The sequence below is a fragment of the Variovorax sp. F042 genome, from assembly GCF_057814215.1.
Genome location: NZ_JBVASX010000001.1, coordinates 23,517 through 40,654 on the forward strand (window position 1 = coordinate 23,517; position 17,138 = coordinate 40,654).

15 protein-coding genes are annotated in these 17,138 nt (G+C 64.0%); 13 read left to right on the forward strand and 2 right to left on the reverse strand.

Annotated elements, in window-relative coordinates; genetic code table 11:
* The first annotated feature begins 95 nt into the window (after positions 1-95).
* Positions 96-731 carry a superoxide dismutase gene (locus ACZYSP_RS00115; RefSeq protein ID WP_489012811.1) on the forward strand — a complete coding sequence of 212 codons (636 nt, stop codon included), beginning with the start codon at positions 96-98 and terminating at the stop codon, positions 729-731.
* A gap of 11 nt (positions 732-742) precedes the next feature.
* The gene (locus ACZYSP_RS00120) at positions 743-1,663 is read left to right on the forward strand and encodes a ZIP family metal transporter (protein ID WP_177192726.1); all 921 of its coding nucleotides are present in this window, start codon (positions 743-745) and stop codon (positions 1,661-1,663) included.
* A 14-nt stretch (positions 1,664-1,677) separates the two neighbouring features.
* Here ACZYSP_RS00120 and ACZYSP_RS00125 read toward each other — a convergent pair whose 3' ends face one another.
* Positions 1,678-3,111 carry an aldehyde dehydrogenase family protein gene (locus ACZYSP_RS00125; protein WP_093074954.1) on the reverse strand — a complete coding sequence of 478 codons (1,434 nt, stop codon included), beginning with the start codon at positions 3,109-3,111 and terminating at the stop codon, positions 1,678-1,680.
* A 325-nt stretch (positions 3,112-3,436) separates the two neighbouring features.
* Here ACZYSP_RS00125 and ACZYSP_RS00130 point away from each other — a divergent pair, with 325 nt between their 5' ends.
* From ACZYSP_RS00130 to ACZYSP_RS00140, 3 genes are all read left to right on the forward strand, one after another.
* A complete protein-coding gene (locus ACZYSP_RS00130) occupies positions 3,437-4,948 on the forward strand; it encodes a DUF4214 domain-containing protein (RefSeq protein ID WP_093074951.1) in 1,512 nt (503 codons plus the stop codon).
* A 593-nt stretch (positions 4,949-5,541) separates the two neighbouring features.
* Positions 5,542-7,437 (forward strand): peptidase domain-containing ABC transporter, encoded by a 1,896-nt coding sequence (locus tag ACZYSP_RS00135; RefSeq protein WP_218149739.1) that lies wholly within the window; start codon positions 5,542-5,544, stop codon positions 7,435-7,437.
* Positions 7,434-8,864 (forward strand): HlyD family type I secretion periplasmic adaptor subunit, encoded by a 1,431-nt coding sequence (locus ACZYSP_RS00140; RefSeq protein ID WP_093074945.1) that lies wholly within the window; start codon positions 7,434-7,436, stop codon positions 8,862-8,864. Before ACZYSP_RS00135 ends, ACZYSP_RS00140 begins: the two co-directional genes overlap by 4 nt.
* A 40-nt stretch (positions 8,865-8,904) precedes the next feature.
* Here ACZYSP_RS00140 and ACZYSP_RS00145 read toward each other — a convergent pair whose 3' ends face one another.
* A complete protein-coding gene (locus ACZYSP_RS00145) occupies positions 8,905-9,450 on the reverse strand; it encodes a peroxiredoxin (RefSeq protein WP_093074942.1) in 546 nt (181 codons plus the stop codon).
* A 141-nt stretch (positions 9,451-9,591) separates the two neighbouring features.
* Here ACZYSP_RS00145 and ACZYSP_RS00150 point away from each other — a divergent pair, with 141 nt between their 5' ends.
* The 8 genes from ACZYSP_RS00150 to ACZYSP_RS00185 all read left to right on the forward strand — a co-directional run bounded on the left by ACZYSP_RS00150 (position 9,592) and on the right by ACZYSP_RS00185 (position 17,134).
* Positions 9,592-11,166, forward strand: a complete 1,575-nt coding sequence (locus ACZYSP_RS00150) for a phospholipase D family protein (RefSeq protein WP_093074939.1) — start codon at positions 9,592-9,594, stop codon at positions 11,164-11,166.
* Between the two features lie 9 nt (positions 11,167-11,175).
* Entirely contained in the window at positions 11,176-11,949 is a 774-nt protein-coding gene (locus ACZYSP_RS00155; protein WP_093074936.1) for a sterol desaturase family protein, read from the forward strand.
* Complete coding sequence (locus ACZYSP_RS00160; RefSeq protein ID WP_093074933.1) at positions 11,930-12,871, forward strand: fatty acid desaturase; 942 nt, start codon at positions 11,930-11,932, stop codon at positions 12,869-12,871. Before ACZYSP_RS00155 ends, ACZYSP_RS00160 begins: the two co-directional genes overlap by 20 nt.
* Before the next feature lie 3 nt (positions 12,872-12,874).
* A complete protein-coding gene (locus ACZYSP_RS00165; RefSeq protein ID WP_093074930.1) occupies positions 12,875-14,791 on the forward strand; it encodes a StlD/DarB family beta-ketosynthase in 1,917 nt (638 codons plus the stop codon).
* Complete coding sequence (locus ACZYSP_RS00170) at positions 14,775-15,686, forward strand: DUF6999 family protein (RefSeq protein WP_093074927.1); 912 nt, start codon at positions 14,775-14,777, stop codon at positions 15,684-15,686. Before ACZYSP_RS00165 ends, ACZYSP_RS00170 begins: the two co-directional genes overlap by 17 nt.
* 17 nt (positions 15,687-15,703) lie before the next feature.
* A complete protein-coding gene (locus ACZYSP_RS00175) occupies positions 15,704-16,039 on the forward strand; it encodes a hypothetical protein (protein WP_093054381.1) in 336 nt (111 codons plus the stop codon).
* Between the two features lie 22 nt (positions 16,040-16,061).
* Entirely contained in the window at positions 16,062-16,292 is a 231-nt protein-coding gene (locus ACZYSP_RS00180) for a hypothetical protein (protein WP_007836713.1), read from the forward strand.
* Positions 16,293-16,543: 251 nt separating this feature from the next.
* The gene (locus ACZYSP_RS00185) at positions 16,544-17,134 is read left to right on the forward strand and encodes a hypothetical protein (protein ID WP_093054383.1); all 591 of its coding nucleotides are present in this window, start codon (positions 16,544-16,546) and stop codon (positions 17,132-17,134) included.
* Positions 17,135-17,138 lie beyond the last annotated feature (4 nt).

Here is a 17,138-nt window from a genome sequence, read left to right on the forward strand (position 1 = left end):
TGACGTGGACAATGAGAATTCCTATCATTTAGGCGCCTGAGTACGCAACACGTCGACAACGCAAAGGGCTCTTCCAACCAAGGAGCTTTTCGAACGTGCCGTACACCCTGCCAGCCTTGCCCTATGCCTTCGATGCGCTCGAACCGCACATCGACGCGCAGACGATGGAAATCCACCACGGCAAGCACCACCAGACCTATGTGAACAACCTCAATGCGGCCCTGAAAGACACGCCGCACGAGGGAACGCCGGTCGAAGAACTGATCGCCAACGTCGAGCAGCTGCCCGAGGCGCTGCGCGCGCCGGTGCGCAACAACGGCGGCGGGCACGCCAACCACAGCCTGTTCTGGACCGTGATGGCGCCAGTCGGGCAGGGCGGTGGCGGCACGCCTACTGGGGCGCTCGCGAAAGCCATCGACACCGACCTGGGCGGTTTCGACGCCTTCAAGGAGGCCTTCACCAAGGCCGCCCTCACGCGCTTCGGCAGCGGCTGGGCGTGGCTGTCGGCAGGCCCCGGCGGCAAGCTCGCCGTGGAGAGCAGCGGCAACCAGGACAGCCCGCTGATGCGCGGTATCGGCTCTGGCAACACGCCGATCCTCGGGCTCGACGTATGGGAGCACGCCTACTACCTCAAGTACCAGAACCGCCGCCCCGAATACATCGCGGCCTTCTACAACGTCGTGAACTGGGCCGAGGTGGGCCGGCGTCACGCCGCCGCGACCGGCGGCTGAGGAGCAGGCCCATGAACGAGCCGCAGCAGCGCGCGATGGCAGGACGGCAACCCAGGCAGGCCCGCCCGATGCGCGAGTGGGTCGGCTTCGCCATCGTCGCGGCCGGGGTGCTGGTGGGCGTGTTGCAGTTCTGGCAGTTCGTGCGCGGCGATCCGCTGGTATGGAATGCCTTGCTAGGCGGCTCGGTGGCCGCGCTGGCGACCGCGCTCGGCACGCTGCCGGTGCTGTTCTCGCAGAAGCTCCCGGAGCGGCTGCAGGACACTCTGTTCGGCTTCGGCGCCGGCGTGATGCTGGCGGCCAGCGCCTTCTCGCTGATCATCCCGGGCCTGGAGGCCGCAAAGAACGTGGGTGTGTTCGGCGGCGGCAACTGGGCGGCGGGAGGGGTGATCGGTTCCGCCATCCTGCTCGGTGGCATCGTGCTGATGCTGATGGACCGCGTGCTGCCGCACGAACACTTCATCAAGGGCCGCGAAGGCCAGGCCGCCAGGCAGCTGCGCCGCACCTGGCTCTTCGTGTTTGCGATCGCGCTGCACAACGTGCCCGAAGGCCTGGCCATCGGCGTGGGCTATGCGGCCAACAACGGGCTGCGCGCCGACGCGCTGGCCACCGGCATCGCAATCCAGGACGTGCCCGAGGGCCTGGTGGTCGCGGTGGCGCTGCTGGCCGCCGGCTACAGCCGCATGTTCGCGGTGCTGATCGGCATGGCCTCGGGGCTGGTGGAGCCGCTGGGTGCGGTGCTGGGCGCGGCCGTGGTCGGCCATTCGGCGATGCTGCTGCCCTGGGGACTTGGCTTTGCGGCAGGCGCGATGCTGTTCGTGATCAGCCACGAGATCATTCCCGAGTCGCACCGCAAGGGGCACGAAGCCTTTGCCACGAGCGGGCTGATGATCGGCTTCGTGCTGATGATGCTGCTGGACACCGCGCTGGGTTGACCAGCCCCGCGCGGTCAGCCGTGCTTGACGGCGACGGTTTTCAGCGTGGTGAAACCGTACAGGGCCTCGAAGCCCTTCTCGCGCCCGTAGCCTGAAGACTTCACGCCGCCGAAAGGCAGCTCGACACCGCCACCCGCGCCGTAGTTGTTGATGAACACCTGGCCGCTGCGCACGCGCTTGGCCATGCGGAACTGGCGCGAACCGTCGGCGGTCCACACGCCCGCCACCAGGCCGAACTGCGTGGCATTGGCGAGCGCGACCGCTTCGTCTTCGTCGGTGAAGGACATCGCGGCCAGCACCGGGCCGAACACTTCTTCCTGCGCCAGTCGATGCCCGACCGGCACGTCGCGCAGCAGAGTGGGCGCCTGGTAGAAGCCGGTCTCGGGCGCTTCCTCGACCACGATGCCCTGCGCCACCATCGGGATGCCGGCATGCTGCGCGTCGCTCAGGAAGTCCCACACACGCTGCTGCTGCGTCTGGCGGATCAGCGGGCCCACGTCGAGGTCCATGGCCGCGGGGCCGACGCGCAGGGCTTCGAAGGCATGGCCCAGGCGCTCGAGCAGCGGCTCGTAGATGCCGCGCTGGATCAGCACCCGCGAGCCGGCCGAGCAGGTCTGGCCGGCGTTCTGCACGATCGCGTTGATGACCACGGGAATGGCCGCGTCGAGGTCGGCGTCCGCAAAGATGATCTGCGGGCTCTTGCCGCCCAGCTCCAGCGTGACAGGGCAATGCCGCTCGGCTGCCACCTGCTGGATCAGCGTGCCGATCTTCGGGCTGCCGGTGAAGCTGATGTGGTCGATGCCTTCGTGCCGCGCGAGCGCGTCGCCCACTTCATGGCCGTAGCCCGTCACGATGTTGAGCGCGCCGGCCGGAAAGCCGACCTCGGCTGCCAGCTGCGCCACGCGGATCAGCGAGAGGCAGGCATCTTCGGCCGGCTTCACCACGCACACGTTGCCCGCCGCCAGGGCGCCGCCCACGCTGCGCCCGAAGATCTGCATCGGGTAGTTCCACGGAATGATGTGGCCGGTAACGCCGTGCGGCTCGCGCCAGGTGAAGACGCTGTAGCCGTCCTGGTAGGGGATGGTCTCGCCGTGCAGCTTGTCGCAGGCGCCGGCGTAGAACTCGAAATAGCGCACCAGCGCCACCGCGTCGGCACGCGCCTGCTTGACGGGCTTGCCGCAGTCGCGCTGCTCGATCAGCGCCAGTTCGTCGACGTGCTCGGCGATCTTTTGCGAGAGCTTGTAGAGCAGGCGGCTGCGGTCGGCGGCGCTGACCTTGTGCCACACACCCTCGAAGCAGTCGCGCGCGGCGCGCACGGCGGAGTCGATGTCGGCGGCATTGCTGCGCTGGATTTCGTCGAAGGCCTGGCCGTCGGAAGGATCGATGACCGGCAGGGTGCGGCCGGAGGAGGACGGGACGTCCGCGTTGGCGATGTAGTTGAGCTGCATGGGGCTGGATTTTGCGCGAAGCACGCGCAACCCACGGCTGAGAGACAACTACCGACTTAATACGCAGTCGCCTACGCTAAGAATCTATTGATGTGAATTAAAAAGTACTATTTTTTGCCGAGGGGCAGCGAAAAAACCAGAAACTCGTGGAAAAAGTACGTGTTCAGGTGTCGGGCCTGCCGCAAACGAAGTGATACAACCGGATACGATACCCACCGGCCAAACCTTTGGCCTATCTAATCTTCGATGACAACCAAATTGCCGGCCAGTCGCATCAATAGCAGAGGGCGATGTAGCTAGGACCGGCGCACCGAAAGGAAACACTGTGGCGATACTCAATGGCACGACCGGAAACGACACCTTGGTCGGTACGGAAGGGGGGGACGTCATTCATGGCGGTGCCGGAAACGATCTGATCGATGGTGGGGCAGGTGACGACCTTCTTTTCAGCGATGAAGGCGACGACATCATCTGGGGTGGGCCTGGCAGGGACATGATCACCGGTAACAACACCGGGATCGTCGTTGCCAATTACGGCCTCGATCCTGCGGGGGTCACCGTGAATTTGCGTACGGGCCTTGCGACTGATGGTTGGGGAGATCAGGACATCCTGTCGCGGATCTATGCCGTTGCAGGTTCGAATTTCAACGATACCCTCACGGCGGCCGGTGCCACGAGTTCGGTGTTGCTGTCCGGCTTGGGCGGCGACGACAAGATTACCGGCGGCTGGGGCAACGACCTGTTGCTGGGCGGTGACGGCAACGACACGATCGACGGTGGCGATGGCATCTCGGGTTTCGGCAACTACATCCACGGTAGCGTCTACCGCCTTTATCAAGCAGCCTTTGCCCGTGAGCCCGATGTCGGCGGCCTGCAGGGATGGGCCGGCTCCATCAGGAGCGGCGCAACCCTCAAGACGGTCGCGGCGGCTTTTGCGCAGTCGTCGGAATTTCAGACAGCTTATGCAGGCCTGGACAACACGCAGTTCGTCACGCGCATGTACCAGAACGTTCTGGGGCGCGCACCAGATGCCGGTGGCCTCGCTTCCTGGCTCCGTTCGCTCAACGCGGGGGCGTCGCGTTCGGAGGTTCTGCTCGGGTTCTCGGAGTCTGGCGAGTTCAAGAACAACACGTCCCTCGATGTCGATGCATTCATGACATCGCGTTTCAGTGCTGATCATCAGGGCGAGGTCTATCGCCTTTACAAGGCGATCTTGAACCGTGAGCCGGACAGCGGCGGTTTTGTCGGGTGGGTGAACCTGCTGGACACAGAGGCAACCAATATCCAGACAGTGGCGGACGGGTTCATGAAGTCTTCGGAGTTCCAGAAGATCTATGGATCGCTGGACAACACCCAGTTCGCAACGCTTCTCTATCGGAATGTGTTGGGACGTGAGCCCGATCAGGGCGGCCTCGCAGGCTGGGTCGATGCGCTGAACCGTGGTGCGAGCCGCGCGGATGTGGTCGTCGGCTTCTCGAGGTCGGGTGAGTTCATCACGAACACTGCACCTGCCCAGGCCAGCTACATGGCAACCAGGTTCGGCAGTTGGAGCGACGAGTTGCAAGGCGGCACCGGAAACAACACCCTGATGGGGGGGCGCGGCGCGGACACCTTCGCGTTCGATTTCGGCAAGCCTGGCAACGATCAAGTCTATGGACTCGAGAATGTCGACATCCTGCGATTCACTGGATATAGCTACGGCAGCGCTGCGGACGTCTTGAGCCACATGACTCAGAACGGCCAGAACGTGATTTTCTCGGATGGCAGCCAGAGCATCACGTTCCATCACACCACGCTGGCGCAGCTTTCCCAGACCACCATTCAGCTGACAGCTTGACGTTGTAGTGACTGGTTCTTGCGAGATCTTTGTCGCAAGAACCGCACTTCACCTTGATTGAGAAAAGAGCTTGGACGGTCTTGCATCAAGAGCCAAATGAAAAGGAGCGAACGAGCCAACGGGAGGCCTCGGGGAAGCCGGTCGATCCGAATTTGACGGCTCACGCTGAGCAGGCGTCATTTCCGGCGCGTCACGGCTTGTCTGCCTTGCAGCCTGTGATCGCATTCTTCTCCTTGGAGATGAGCGTTCAGGCATTGGGACAGGCCATGGGGTGGCGACCTGATTCCCTCGTCGGGTTTGAAGACCTCCAGCGTGCGGCGCACCACCTGGGACTTCGCTCGAGAAGGCAAAAAGTCGGCCTGCGCCAGCCGCACAAGTGGAGGCTTCGGCTATTGCGGAGCAGGGCAGGTGCACTGGCAATTCCTTGTCTGGTGGTTGCTCCCGACGGAGGCTTGGTCACAGTTGTGGCGCGCCGCGATGTACGTCCTGGGTCTTCAGTCGCAGAAATGCAGCCTGGTGCCACCACATCGCCGCAGCCCGCGCAGGAATTGCTCCTGTGGGTTCCTGACAGCTCGACGTTCAAATGGGTTTCCATGACCGCGCTGGCGTCGCAGTACGGGCGCGATGGCGTGCTTTCGATCCTTCGGTTCCATCAGCCGCTGCACCTCGGGTTGTCCGAAGGGGGCTCGAACAGGCGTTTTGGGTTGGGCTGGTTCGTACCTATCCTTTGGCGCTATCGCAAGCCGCTCGGGCAGGTGCTGCTTGGCGCGTTCCTGCTTCAGTTGGTCGCGCTGACCACCCCACTGTTCAGCCAAGTCATCATCGACAAGGTCTTGATGCACAAAAGCCTGTCAACGCTTCATGTGCTGGGCATTGGGATGGCGGGACTGATCGTGTTCGAGGCGGTCACCAACACACTGCGCGGCTATATGCTCGCTCACACATCTGCCCGCCTGGATGCGGGGTTGTCGAGTGACCTCTTTCGCCATCTGCTAAGCCTGCCTATCCGCTATTTTGAGCAGCGGCAGGCTGGCGACACGCTGGCCCGTACGCGGGAACTGGAGAACATTCGCGGATTCTTCACCGGCGGTGCGCTGACGACGCTCGTCGACGGTCTGTTCATCGGGATCTTCATCGCAGTGATGCTCCTCTATAGCGTCAAGCTTACCGTCGTGACGCTCGTAGGCTTACCGATCCTGGCTTTGGTCACGTTGGTGGCGCAGCCCATCTTTGCGCGAGCGCTGCAGACCAAGTTCGATCGCGGCGCCGAGGCTGGGAGTTTCATGGTCGAAAGCATCCACGGCATTCACACGGTGAAGAGCCTGGCGCTAGCGCCGATGTGGCAACGCAAGTGGGATCTGCTTGCCGCCCGGCAGGTTGCCGCGGGGTTCGATGTCAGCAAGCTGGGAAACGCGGCGCAGAGCATTTCGCAGGCGGTGCAGCGCATGTTGACGCTGGCTGTGCTTTGGGTAGGCACTACGCTCGTGATGGACAACGAGCTCACTGTCGGTGGCTTGATCGCATTCCAGATGCTTGCTGGGCAGGTGCTGCAGCCCGTTTCGCGTCTCGTCGGTCTTTGGCAGAACTTCCAGCAGGTCAAGCTTTCGGTTGATCGCATGGGTGACCTTATGAACGCACAAGCAGAGCCCAGTAGCGCCAGTGCGCAGGCAATGCCGTTGTTCAAGGGGCGCGTGGAACTGCAGTCGGTCTGCTTTCGCTACCAGGTGGAGGCTTCCCTTGTCCTGCAAGATGTCAGCCTGGTCCTTGAGCCTGGGGACGTGGTGGGCATCGTGGGGCGCTCGGGATGCGGGAAGTCGACGCTGACCAAACTCATTCAGCGGCTGTATGGCCTGGAGGCTGGGCGGATACTGATCGATGGGCATGACATTGCGCAGGCCGATCCACAGCAACTTCGTCGCCAGATCGGCGTGGTTCTTCAGGATAGCTTCCTGTTCAGCGGAACGATTGCCGAGAACATCGCTATGGCTCACCCGGGGTTGGCCTTCGATCGCATTGTTTTCGCAGCGCAGCAAGCGGGAGCGCACGAATTCATCACGGCGTTGCCGCAGGGCTACCAAACGCCGGTTGGCGAACGAGGCGCTCTTCTTTCGGGCGGCCAGCGCCAGCGCATCGCCATTGCGCGTGCATTGACGGGAGATCCGCGAATTCTGATCTTCGACGAGGCCACCAGTGCGCTGGACGTCGAAAGCGAACAGGCCATTCAGGCCAACATGGCGCAGATCTGCAGAGGCCGTACGGTGATCATGATCGCTCATCGTCTTTCGACATTGCGGCATTGCGGCCGCATCGTCGTGCTGGACAGCGGACGGGTGGTGGAGCAGGGCCCGCTGCAAGACCTAGTGGCGCAGAAAGGCGAGTTTTCAAGGCTCTGGGCAATGCAACAGCAGGAGCCGATGCCTGTGACGCGCAGGAGTCAATCTTCTGCGCGGCCGGAACGGCGCGGGAGTTCGGCGGAGGCCCCCCTGTGAGCGATGTATTGTCCTCCAGGGAGAAGGCGTTTCACAGTCCGACGCTCAGCATCGAGGAGACACCCCCAGCCCCTTTTGCCAGTGGTCTGATGTGGACGTTGGCTGTATTGCTGTTCGGTGCCATCGCCTGGGCTTGCATAGGCGAGATCGAGATTGTCGCCACAGCGCCTGGCCGCCTGATCCCTGATGGACGAGTGAAAGTGCTGCAAACGATCGAACCGGCGCTCGTGCGCGCGATCCACGTGCGGGAAGGTCAGCGGGTGAAGGAGGGAGACCTCCTGATCGAGCTGGATCCCACGTTGTCTCAGGCAGATCTCTCCAGCAGTCAGCAACGGCTGCAGCAGAACCAGCAGCAGATGGCTAGGCTCATGGTTGAGATGAAAGGGCAGCACCTGCCCATGTCGTCGCTCGTCCCCGGTTCCGATGTCGTGCGAACGGCGCCCGTATTGACGCCCGATCAGCTCGCGACGATTCAGGCCCGCGAGGCTGCCTTCGAAGCGAAGCTCGCAGAAGCAAGGGCGTCGGTCGATGAGAAGACGAAAGCGCTCAAGGCGGCGGAATCAACTCATACGAAGCTGCGCCTGAACCTTGGATTGGCGACGAAGCGCTACCAACAGAGCCTTGCGCTGGTCAAGGAGGGGTTTTTCAGCGAGGGTGAGCGGCTCAAGCAGGAGCAGGAGGTCGTAGGCCTTGAGCACGATCTGGCCGCACAGACTCAGACGCTGTCGCAACTCGCCGCAGGCCTTCAAGAAGCGCGTTTTCGCCAAACCTCCGTCGAGCAGGAAAGAAAGGTGCAGATTCTTGGCGAGGTGGAGCAAGCCAGCAGGGAGCGCGCGAGCCTTCAGGCCGAGTTCGAGAAGGCCCAGCAACTCAATGGCCTGAAGACCCTGCGTGCGCCGGTTTCCGGGGTGGTCCAGAGCATAGGAATCGCCACGCTCGGCAGTGCGGTTGCGGCCAACCAGCCACTCCTGACGATCGTTCCCGAAAACACTCCGCTGATTGCGGAAGTCTTGCTCAGCAACAACGATATCGGGTACGTGAAGTTGGGGCAGACGGTCGAGGTCAAGCTCGACAGCTTTCCCTTCACGCAATACGGTTCGGTCGCGGGGAAGGTGAAGTGGATCAGCGCCGATGCCGAATTCCAGGATCCCCGGGCGCTTGATAAACAAGTGGGCACCAGTCAATCCGGTTCTAGCAATCGCAACTTCGATGGTGGTAGTTCAGAACAGCGAACGAATGGTCTTGCCTATCGCGTGCAGATTGCGCTCGCTGGCCCCGACGCGAGCATCTGGATCAAGGGACGCCCTCAAGCGCTGCAGTCGGGCATGAGTTTGCAAGCTGACATTCAGACCGATAGACGACGCTTGATCCAGCTGGTATTGAATCCGCTCGAAAAGGGCTGGAACGAAGGCGTTCGAGTTCGGTAGAGCGAAGTCCATAGCGGCTGCTCTCGGGGGCGACAAGCCGCTACTTGGCCTTCGGCAGCGCCTTCACGGCATTCAACATGCGCTCCACGTGCTTGTCCGGATTCAGGTTCTGGTAGTAGTAGGCGACCTTGCCGTCCGGCGAAATCACGTACGACAGGCGGTTGGCGAAGTCCGGCCGCGTCTGCATCAGCGCGTCGAAACCCTGGATCACGGTCTTGTTCTCGTCCGACGCCACCGGAAATCGGCTCTGGCACGACTTGACCGAGAACTTCGACAGGGTACCTATGTCGTCCGCCGAGACGCCGATCACGGTGGCGCCCAGCGCGGCGAACTGGTCGACGGCTTCGGCGAAGGCGTGGGCCTCGATCGAGCAGTCGTTGGAATCGGCAGCAGGAAAGAAGTACAACACCACCGGTCCCTTGGCGAGCGCGTCGGCCAGCGAGTAGCGGAAGGTCTTGCCGCCCAGGGCGGCGTTGGCGGTGAACTTGGGCACGGGGTCGCCGATGTCCAGGGCGGCCCAGGCAGGGTGGGCAAGGGCTGCAAAAATCGTCATCCATGCGATGCGATGGAGGTGCGAACGAGCCATGATGTAACTCCGAGCGATGTGGAGCGAATTCTAGGCTTGAGCATCCCCTGAATGGGCCTTTGAAACCGGCGCGGGCTGGCCGGCGTATTGAACACAACAACCGAAAAACGGCGGGAAGCACCAAGCAATGGGCGAACCATCATGAACACCTGGCTCTCGTTTCTGCGCATCGCGCTCGCGGGCGTCCTGATAGCGGCACTCGGCGCCTGCGGCTCGCTGCCGCCGGCGCGGGAGCGGCCCGCCGAGTTCGCCGCCTCGGCCGACCCATCGACCACGCTGGCGAAGATCGTCGCCGCCTCCACGCCGCCCGACGAGCACTCGGGCTTCCGGCTGATGCCACTGGGCGTGTACTCGCTCGATGCGCGCATCCAGCTGGCCCAGCGGGCCCAGCGCTCGCTGGTGGTGCAGTACTACCAGCTCGAGAACGATGCCGTTGGCCGCCTGCTGTTGCGCACGCTGCGCGAGGCCGCGGGCCGGGGCGTGAAGGTGAGGGTGCTGGTGGACGACCTGTACACAGTGAAGAGCCAGCAACTGCTGCTGGCGCTGTCCGAGACGCCCAATGTCGACGTGCGCCTGTTCAACCCGTTCTGCTGCGGGCGCAACGGTTTCCTCTCGCGCTTTGCGGCGTCGCCGTGGGAGATTCCGCGGCTCAACCACCGCATGCACAACAAGCTCTTCATTGCGGACGGCGTGATGGCTGTAGTGGGCGGGCGCAACATTGCCGACGAGTATTTCGTGCTGAGCGAGGCGCAGAACTTCATCGACATGGACGCGCTGGTGGTCGGCAAGGTGGTGCCGCAGCTCGAGTCGATCTTCGACGCCTACTGGAACAGCGAACAGGTCTGGCCCATTGCCGACATCGTGACGGGCGAGGGCGGCCGCAAGCCGACCGGCACCGACTTCGACGGCTGGGTGGGCATGGCCGCGCCACCGCCGAAGATCGTGCTGCCGCCGTCCGACATCCTCGGCTACGGCCCCATCGCCGAAGAGCTCGACGGCGGCCGCATGGGCCTGCTGTGGGGCGAGGCCCGTGCCATCGCCGACCCGCCCACCAAGCCCGCGACCATGACAGCCGACGAGGCGATCTCCACCAGCGTGACGATGAAGGTCTGGGCGCTGCTGCTCGACGCCAAGACCGAGGTCGACATGACCTCGCCGTACCTGGTGCCGGGCGAGCGCGGCATGGAGGCCTTCGAGGACCTGACCCGGCGCAAGGTCAAGCTCACGCTGCTGACCAATTCGCTGGCTGCCAACGACGAGCCGCTGGTGCACACCGGCTACGCGCGCTATCGCGAGCGGCTGCTGCAAGGCGGGGCCGACCTGTACGAACTGAGCCCGCAGCGCACCAGCGCAGGCGAGCGCTTCGGTATGTTCGGCAAGTCGCTCGGGCGGTTGCATGCCAAGACCGCGGCCATCGACAAGACACGCATCTTCATCGGCTCGATGAACCTCGACCCGCGCTCGGCCAGCCAGAACACCGAGATGGGGCTGGTGGTCGACAGCCCGCAGCTGGCGCGCGAGATGATGCGCGTCATCAACATCAGCAAGCTGCAGAACTCCTACCGGCTGCGGCTGGCCAAGGACACCGGCACGCTGCAATGGCTGACGAACGACGGCGAGAAAGAAGTGATCCTGACCTCGGAGCCGGAGTCGAGCTTCTTCCAGCGCTTCTACAACATGCTCATAGCGCCGATCGTTCCCGAGATGCTGTTGTAGCCTCGGGGGATGGCGCAGACCTTCACTTCGTTGTCCGCCCCGCAGGTCATGCTGTGGGGCGTGCTTTTTTTCGGCGGTATCTATCTCGGCTTCGGCGGCATCACGTGGCTGCTGACGAAGCGCGTGTTGCCGGCGCTGGGCATCGGGCGCGAACTCGATCCGCGGCCGCTGCAGCCGGGGCAACTGCGGCGCGAGCTGGGGCAGTCGGGCGTGTCGGTGCTGATCTTCGGGCTGGGCATGGTGTTTCCGTGGGGGCTGCTTCAGCTTGGCTGGGCGCGGCTCGACGGCGATGCGGGGTGGCGGCAGATCGCGGTCGAGATCCTCGTGCTCGCGTTCTGGAACGACGTGCATTTCTGGATCAACCACCGATTGCTGCACACGCGCTGGCTGCGGCGCTTTCACGGGCCACATCACCGCTCGTTCGTGACTACGCCCTGGGCGACCTACAGCTTCCATCCCGTCGAGGCGCTGATGCTCGGCAACGTGATCCTGCTGCCGATGGTGGTGCACGACTTCAGCTTCTGGTCGCTGGCGGCGGTGCCGGTGTTCAGCCTGTTCTTCAACTGCATCGGGCATTCGAACTACGACTTCTTCACGGGCGTGTCGTACAGCCACTGGTTCGCGGCAAGCCGCCGGCACCATCTGCACCATGCCGTGCACAACGGCAACTACGGCTTCCAGTTCACGTTCATGGATCGGCTCTTCAGGACGCGCATTGCGGCCGATGCAGCCGAGCCGGTACTTCAGGCTTTCCGAAAGAAGCATGGCGCGACCGCGGCCTGACGCGAGCCGTCGCCTGCCGGGGCTGCGCCACTGGCGCGACTGGCAGAGCCTTGCCTACCTCGCCGCCTTGCCTGCGCTGGCAGCGTGGCAATGGCTCCACGGTTTCAACGCGCTGCTGTATGGGCTGATGCTGTTCCTGACGCTCGGCGTCGGCGTGATCCATCACAACCACGTGCACCTGCGCATGTGGCGCGGGCGGCGCATGAACCGGCTGACGGATTTCTGGATCACGCTGCTGCAGGGCCACCCGACCTTCGTGTTCTGGCCCGCGCACGTGGCCAACCATCATCGCCACCGGCACGGGCCGAGGGACGTGGCGCGCACCTACCGCTTCGGTGGCGACACCAATCATCTGCGGGGCTATCTGCTGCATCCGTTCCAGGCCGTGTGGGTGCTGATTCCGGTGTTCTTCGCGTGGCTGGCGCGGCTGCGGAAGCATCGGCGCGGCGCATGGCGCTACTGCATGGCGCAGTACGTGCTGTGGCTGGTCAGCTGGACGGTGCTGCTGGCGCTCGATTGGCGCAAGGCCCTGCTGTTTGTGATCGTGCCGCAGCTGCATGGCCTGCACTGGCTGCTGGCGACCAACTACCTGCAGCACGCGCATGCCGACGGCCGAAAACCCGTGCGCAAGGAGGCGCCGAGCGATACCTCGGGTAGCCAGCTGAACTACGCCCGCAATTTCGAGGGGCTGGTGAACCCCTTGCTGTTCAACATCGGCCTGCACACCGCACACCACGAGAACCCGCATGCCCATTGGTCCGAGCTCACGCATCTGCATCGCACGCGTTACCGCGCGCGGGTGGATCCTGTGCTCAACGAGGGCGGGCTGGTGCCGTACATGGTGCGCGTGTTCGTGCTGGGGACCGTGTGGCCGCGTTTTCGCAGCCGCCCGCTGATGCCTCCCGATTCATCCATCACCTGAACCATGCCTGTCTCATTCCAACGCGTCTATCTCGAAAGCGCCGGTTACTTCATGCCGGGCGAGCCCATTCCCAACGACCGCATGGACGCGTACATCGCGCCGCTGAACCGCATGTCGGAGCGCATCAAGCGGCGCATCCTGGCGGAGAACGGCATCCTCACGCGGCACTACGCCATCGATGCGGAAGGCGTGACGCAGCACACCAACGCGCAGCTGGCGGCCGGCGCGATCCGCGACTGCCTGCGGCGGGGCGGTGCGGAGCTGTCGCGCGTGTCGCTGTTGGCCAGCGGCTCGTCGGGCGGAGACACGCTGATGCCGGGATTCGCCAACATGATCCAGGGCGAACTGGCGGCTCAGCCGATGGAAACGCATTCGGTGCACGGCATCTGCGCGGCAGGCGTGTCGGCGATCCAGACTGCCGCGCAGGGCATCGAGCTGGGCGCGCACCGCTCGGCGATGGCGGTGGCGAGCGAGATGCCGTCGCGCCTCTTCAAGCGTTCGCGCTTCGCGGCGCGCGGCTATGAAACCGACTTCGACTCGCACTTTCTACGCTGGATGCTGTCGGATGGCGCGGGCGCCTTGCTGCTGTCCGACGGCACGCCCGCACTGGCCGGCGCGCCTGGGTTGCGCCTGAAGCTGAAGTGGGTGCATCAACGTGCGTTCTCGGGCGACTACCCGGTCTGCATGCAGCTGGGCCTGACCGAAGACCGCGCGCGCGGCCACCTCGACTTCGGCTCCTGGGCCGAGGCCGAAGCGGCGGGCGCCTTGTCGCTGCGGCAGGACATACGCCTCCTGCCGCATCTGTTCGACATCGGCATCCACGAATACGCGGGGCTGGTGCGCGACGGCTGGGTCGATCCGAAGCGGGTCGATCACTTCCTGTGCCATTACTCGTCGGAGAAATTCATCCCGGTGGTCGAGGACCTGATGGCGAAGGCCGACCTGTCGATTCCCCGTGAGCGCTGGTGGAGCAACCTCGCATGGCGCGGCAACACCGGGGCGGCGTCAATCCTCGTGATGCTGGCTGAGTTCCTGCACACCAAGACGCTGAAGCCCGGCGAGCAGATCTTCTGCTACGTGCCGGAATCGGGGCGCTTCATGGCGGCGTACATGCTGCTCGAAGTCGAGGCAGCCGATGCGGCGCCCGTGGTGGTGGCGCCCCGAGCGGCAGCGGTGCCCGACGACGACCTCGTCATTGCGCCTCCGCATGACCCGGCCGCCGCACCCGAAGGACTCGGCGCCTTGCTCACCGAGCTGGCCGCCATCTGGCACGACTACCGCTCGCGCGTCTGGCGCACGCCGCTGGTCCGCCAGATCCGCGAGCGCCGTTTTGCCGTGCCCGACTACCTGAACTGGATGGAGCAATGGGTGCCGCAGGTGCGCGAGGGCAGCCTGTGGATGCGCGAAGGCGCCGCCTCGCTGAGCGAGCCGTACCAGGTGCTGGCCTCGCTGATCGGCGTGCACGCGGGCGAGGAGCAGAACGACTTCAACATCCTCTTCAGCGATTACCGCAAGGCGGGCGGCACGGTCGAGCGCATCGAGGACCTGCGCCGCAACCCGGGCGGCGAGGCGCTCAATGGCTACCTGCACGGCCTGGCCGCCACGCGCGACCCGATCGGCCTGCTGGGCGCGATCTACATCATCGAAGGCACGGGCCAGCGCATCGTGCCGGCGCTGTTGCCGCTGCTGAAGGCCAGCCTGAAGCTGCCGCCCGATGCCTTCCGTTTTCTCGAATACCACGGCCACAACGACGAGCACCACCTGAGCCGCTGGCTCACGGCGGTCGAGATGGTGATGGCCGTGGAAGGGCAGGCGCGCGCCGCCCGCCAGATCACAGACACCGCGCGCCACACGGCCGCGCTGTACCTGATGCAGTTCCAGCACATCACGGAGCGTATGCCCCATGGATCGAACACCTGATTTCCTGACGCAGGCGCACGACGAGCGCGACCCCAGTCCTTGGCTGGCGCTGTACCTCGACCAGAGCACGCCGCTGCCCGACAACGTCAAGGCGGCGTGGCTGGCCGATTCGAGTTCGGGCTCGCGGCAGTATCTGCTGCCGTTCCTGCGGCCGATCGCGCGGCTGACGATCATCCTGATCCAGATCGTGAAGGTGTTCGTGCCGCGCAACTGGTCGCATTCGATGCTGCTGCACCGGTTTTTGGCCTGGGGGCTGAAGCGCTTCGTGTCGCCGGAGGCCAACTGGCTCATCCTGCGGCACTTTCACCTGGGCTCGCAGGTGCTGGCCTTCATCGGGCGGAATTCGCCGGCTCCGGTGGCCACCAATCCGCTGGAGCCGGCCGACATCGACGCGCTGAAGGACGAGATGTTCCTGAAGCACGACCTGAACCTCTTCAACTTCGTGATCCGGCTGAACAAGGCGCTGCGCGACAAGGGCGTGGCGCTGTGCAAGGCGGAGAAGGTCGATTTTTCGATGATCAGGGAGCCAGGGCTGCGGCTGGAGGACATGCCCCAGGGCAGGCTCAATTTTCTCGACCTGCAGAGCGCCATCGAGCTGTTCACGCCGCTCTACCAGCTGATGCTCACGGACAACGATTTCTGGCGCGCGGCCAATTCCTTGCAGCTGGACGAAACCATCGGCATCTACACGGCGACGCTCCTGAACGCGCCCGAACACCTGATCCTGGTCAACAACAAGCATCCGCTGGTGCCCCTGTCGACCCTGCGGGCGGGGCACCGGCTGGTGATCCACGGGCTCTCGACCGAGATGCTGCACAGCCTGCTCCAGCGGATGCAGGCGGCGCAAAAGGCGGGGGAGCCGGAGACATCCCTATACGAGCAGCCACTTGCATAGGCGTATGCTGCCCCCAGATGGAAACCATGAACACGACCGATAATCCGTCTCCCAAGACCGATCTGGCAGTGACCCACGTGCTGGCGCAACTGCTGGAAAAGCTTGAGCACAGCCCTGTGCCCGTAGGCGCAGAGCAGTACCGCTCCGTGGTCGAGCACCTCGTGCATGAGTTCGAGGACGTCGAGCAGGGCGCCGAACTAGGCCGCCTGCTCGATGCCTATCCGGCCGCGGCCGAGGTGTACGAGAACCTCAATTACAAGCACGCCGGGCTTTGCCGCTCGGCGTTGGACGCTTCCCTGGCCGCTGAAATCAGCGCACGGGAAGCCATTGCACGCGCAATGCGCAGTGCATAACTGAACAGCAAGGACAAGACGCATGGCGAAGGGTGAAGTGAAGACGGCAGTGGTGGCGGATGGGCTGCGTTACAAGTCCAAGACGCCGGGTTCGCCGTTCCGCGCCTCGGCGTCGTTCAGCGGCGCGACCATGTCGTGCTTCATGTGCGGCAAGCACCGCGTGCGCTCGCAGCTGCGTACGCGCCAGGTGCTGGGCAAGTCCCAGACCGTGTGCGCGCCTTCCTGCAAGGCGCTCGACGAATCCCTCGAATAGGGGATTGCCCCCAACTGCTGGCAGTGTGCCTGCTAGCACATTGGGGAGGCATTTTGGAGACATTTCCTCGTGCATAAGTCACGGAATGGCCTTCCGCATTGCCGGCAATCGTTATACAGTTGGACACAAATGATGCATGTAATTGCATGTAATCTAAAGTTCTACTAGTAGCCGATTTCCAATGAATTGCAGCCACACCGTCGACGCCCCTCGCGGGACATGGAATTCAACGCTTGCAAAGGGGCCCTGCCATGGCTAAGTCGCGCCACGTGGTCATGCAGGTGGTCAAGCGCTCGTCCGGCAGCGCCACGCACCATGTCGAATTCCTGATGGACGACAACTTCGCCGAGCGCCTGCGGCAGCTGCGTTCGCTGGTGCCACCCCTGGGCAGCCTCAACAAGCAGCGCGACCTCGTGATCGACAAGGTGCGCGTGCGCCTGCCCAACGCCATCTGGCGCTCGGGCAACGAGATCGAGATGGACGGCGGGGTAGACGGCTCCTGCATCGTCATCGCCGCCGAAGGCTCGTTCAACTGCGGTGGCAAGGACCGCAAGACGCGCGAGAAGCTCGTGACGTACAACTTCTCGATCGCGCGCCTGATCGAGCTGCATGCCGAGCGCCCGGAGGGCGAGACCTTCTACATCCGCGACGGCGTGTTCGCCAATGACGAGCCGGCCGAATCGCCAGCCGGCCGTTGGGTTGCGTCGATGCACGAGCTCGAAGTGGTGATGCGTGTGCCGGATGCTCCGTCCGATTTCGACACCCTGCACGACCTGACGCTGCGCCCTGAGCAGCAACAGCAGGCCGGCAGCGGCGCGCCGCACCGCGCCAATTTCTACTGAGTTT

Coding starts and splice junctions, on each gene's coding strand:
- ACZYSP_RS00120 (WP_177192726.1), top strand. CDS start 743: ATGAACGAGCCGCAGCAGCGCGCGATGGCAGGACGGCAACCCAGGCAG.
- ACZYSP_RS00125 (WP_093074954.1), bottom strand. CDS start 3,111: ATGCAGCTCAACTACATCGCCAACGCGGACGTCCCGTCCTCCTCCGGC.
- ACZYSP_RS00135 (WP_218149739.1), top strand. CDS start 5,542: ATGACCGCGCTGGCGTCGCAGTACGGGCGCGATGGCGTGCTTTCGATC.
- ACZYSP_RS00145 (WP_093074942.1), bottom strand. CDS start 9,450: ATGGCTCGTTCGCACCTCCATCGCATCGCATGGATGACGATTTTTGCA.
- ACZYSP_RS00150 (WP_093074939.1), top strand. CDS start 9,592: ATGAACACCTGGCTCTCGTTTCTGCGCATCGCGCTCGCGGGCGTCCTG.
- ACZYSP_RS00155 (WP_093074936.1), top strand. CDS start 11,176: ATGGCGCAGACCTTCACTTCGTTGTCCGCCCCGCAGGTCATGCTGTGG.
- ACZYSP_RS00160 (WP_093074933.1), top strand. CDS start 11,930: ATGGCGCGACCGCGGCCTGACGCGAGCCGTCGCCTGCCGGGGCTGCGC.
- ACZYSP_RS00165 (WP_093074930.1), top strand. CDS start 12,875: ATGCCTGTCTCATTCCAACGCGTCTATCTCGAAAGCGCCGGTTACTTC.
- ACZYSP_RS00170 (WP_093074927.1), top strand. CDS start 14,775: ATGGATCGAACACCTGATTTCCTGACGCAGGCGCACGACGAGCGCGAC.
- ACZYSP_RS00175 (WP_093054381.1), top strand. CDS start 15,704: ATGGAAACCATGAACACGACCGATAATCCGTCTCCCAAGACCGATCTG.
- ACZYSP_RS00180 (WP_007836713.1), top strand. CDS start 16,062: ATGGCGAAGGGTGAAGTGAAGACGGCAGTGGTGGCGGATGGGCTGCGT.
- ACZYSP_RS00185 (WP_093054383.1), top strand. CDS start 16,544: ATGGCTAAGTCGCGCCACGTGGTCATGCAGGTGGTCAAGCGCTCGTCC.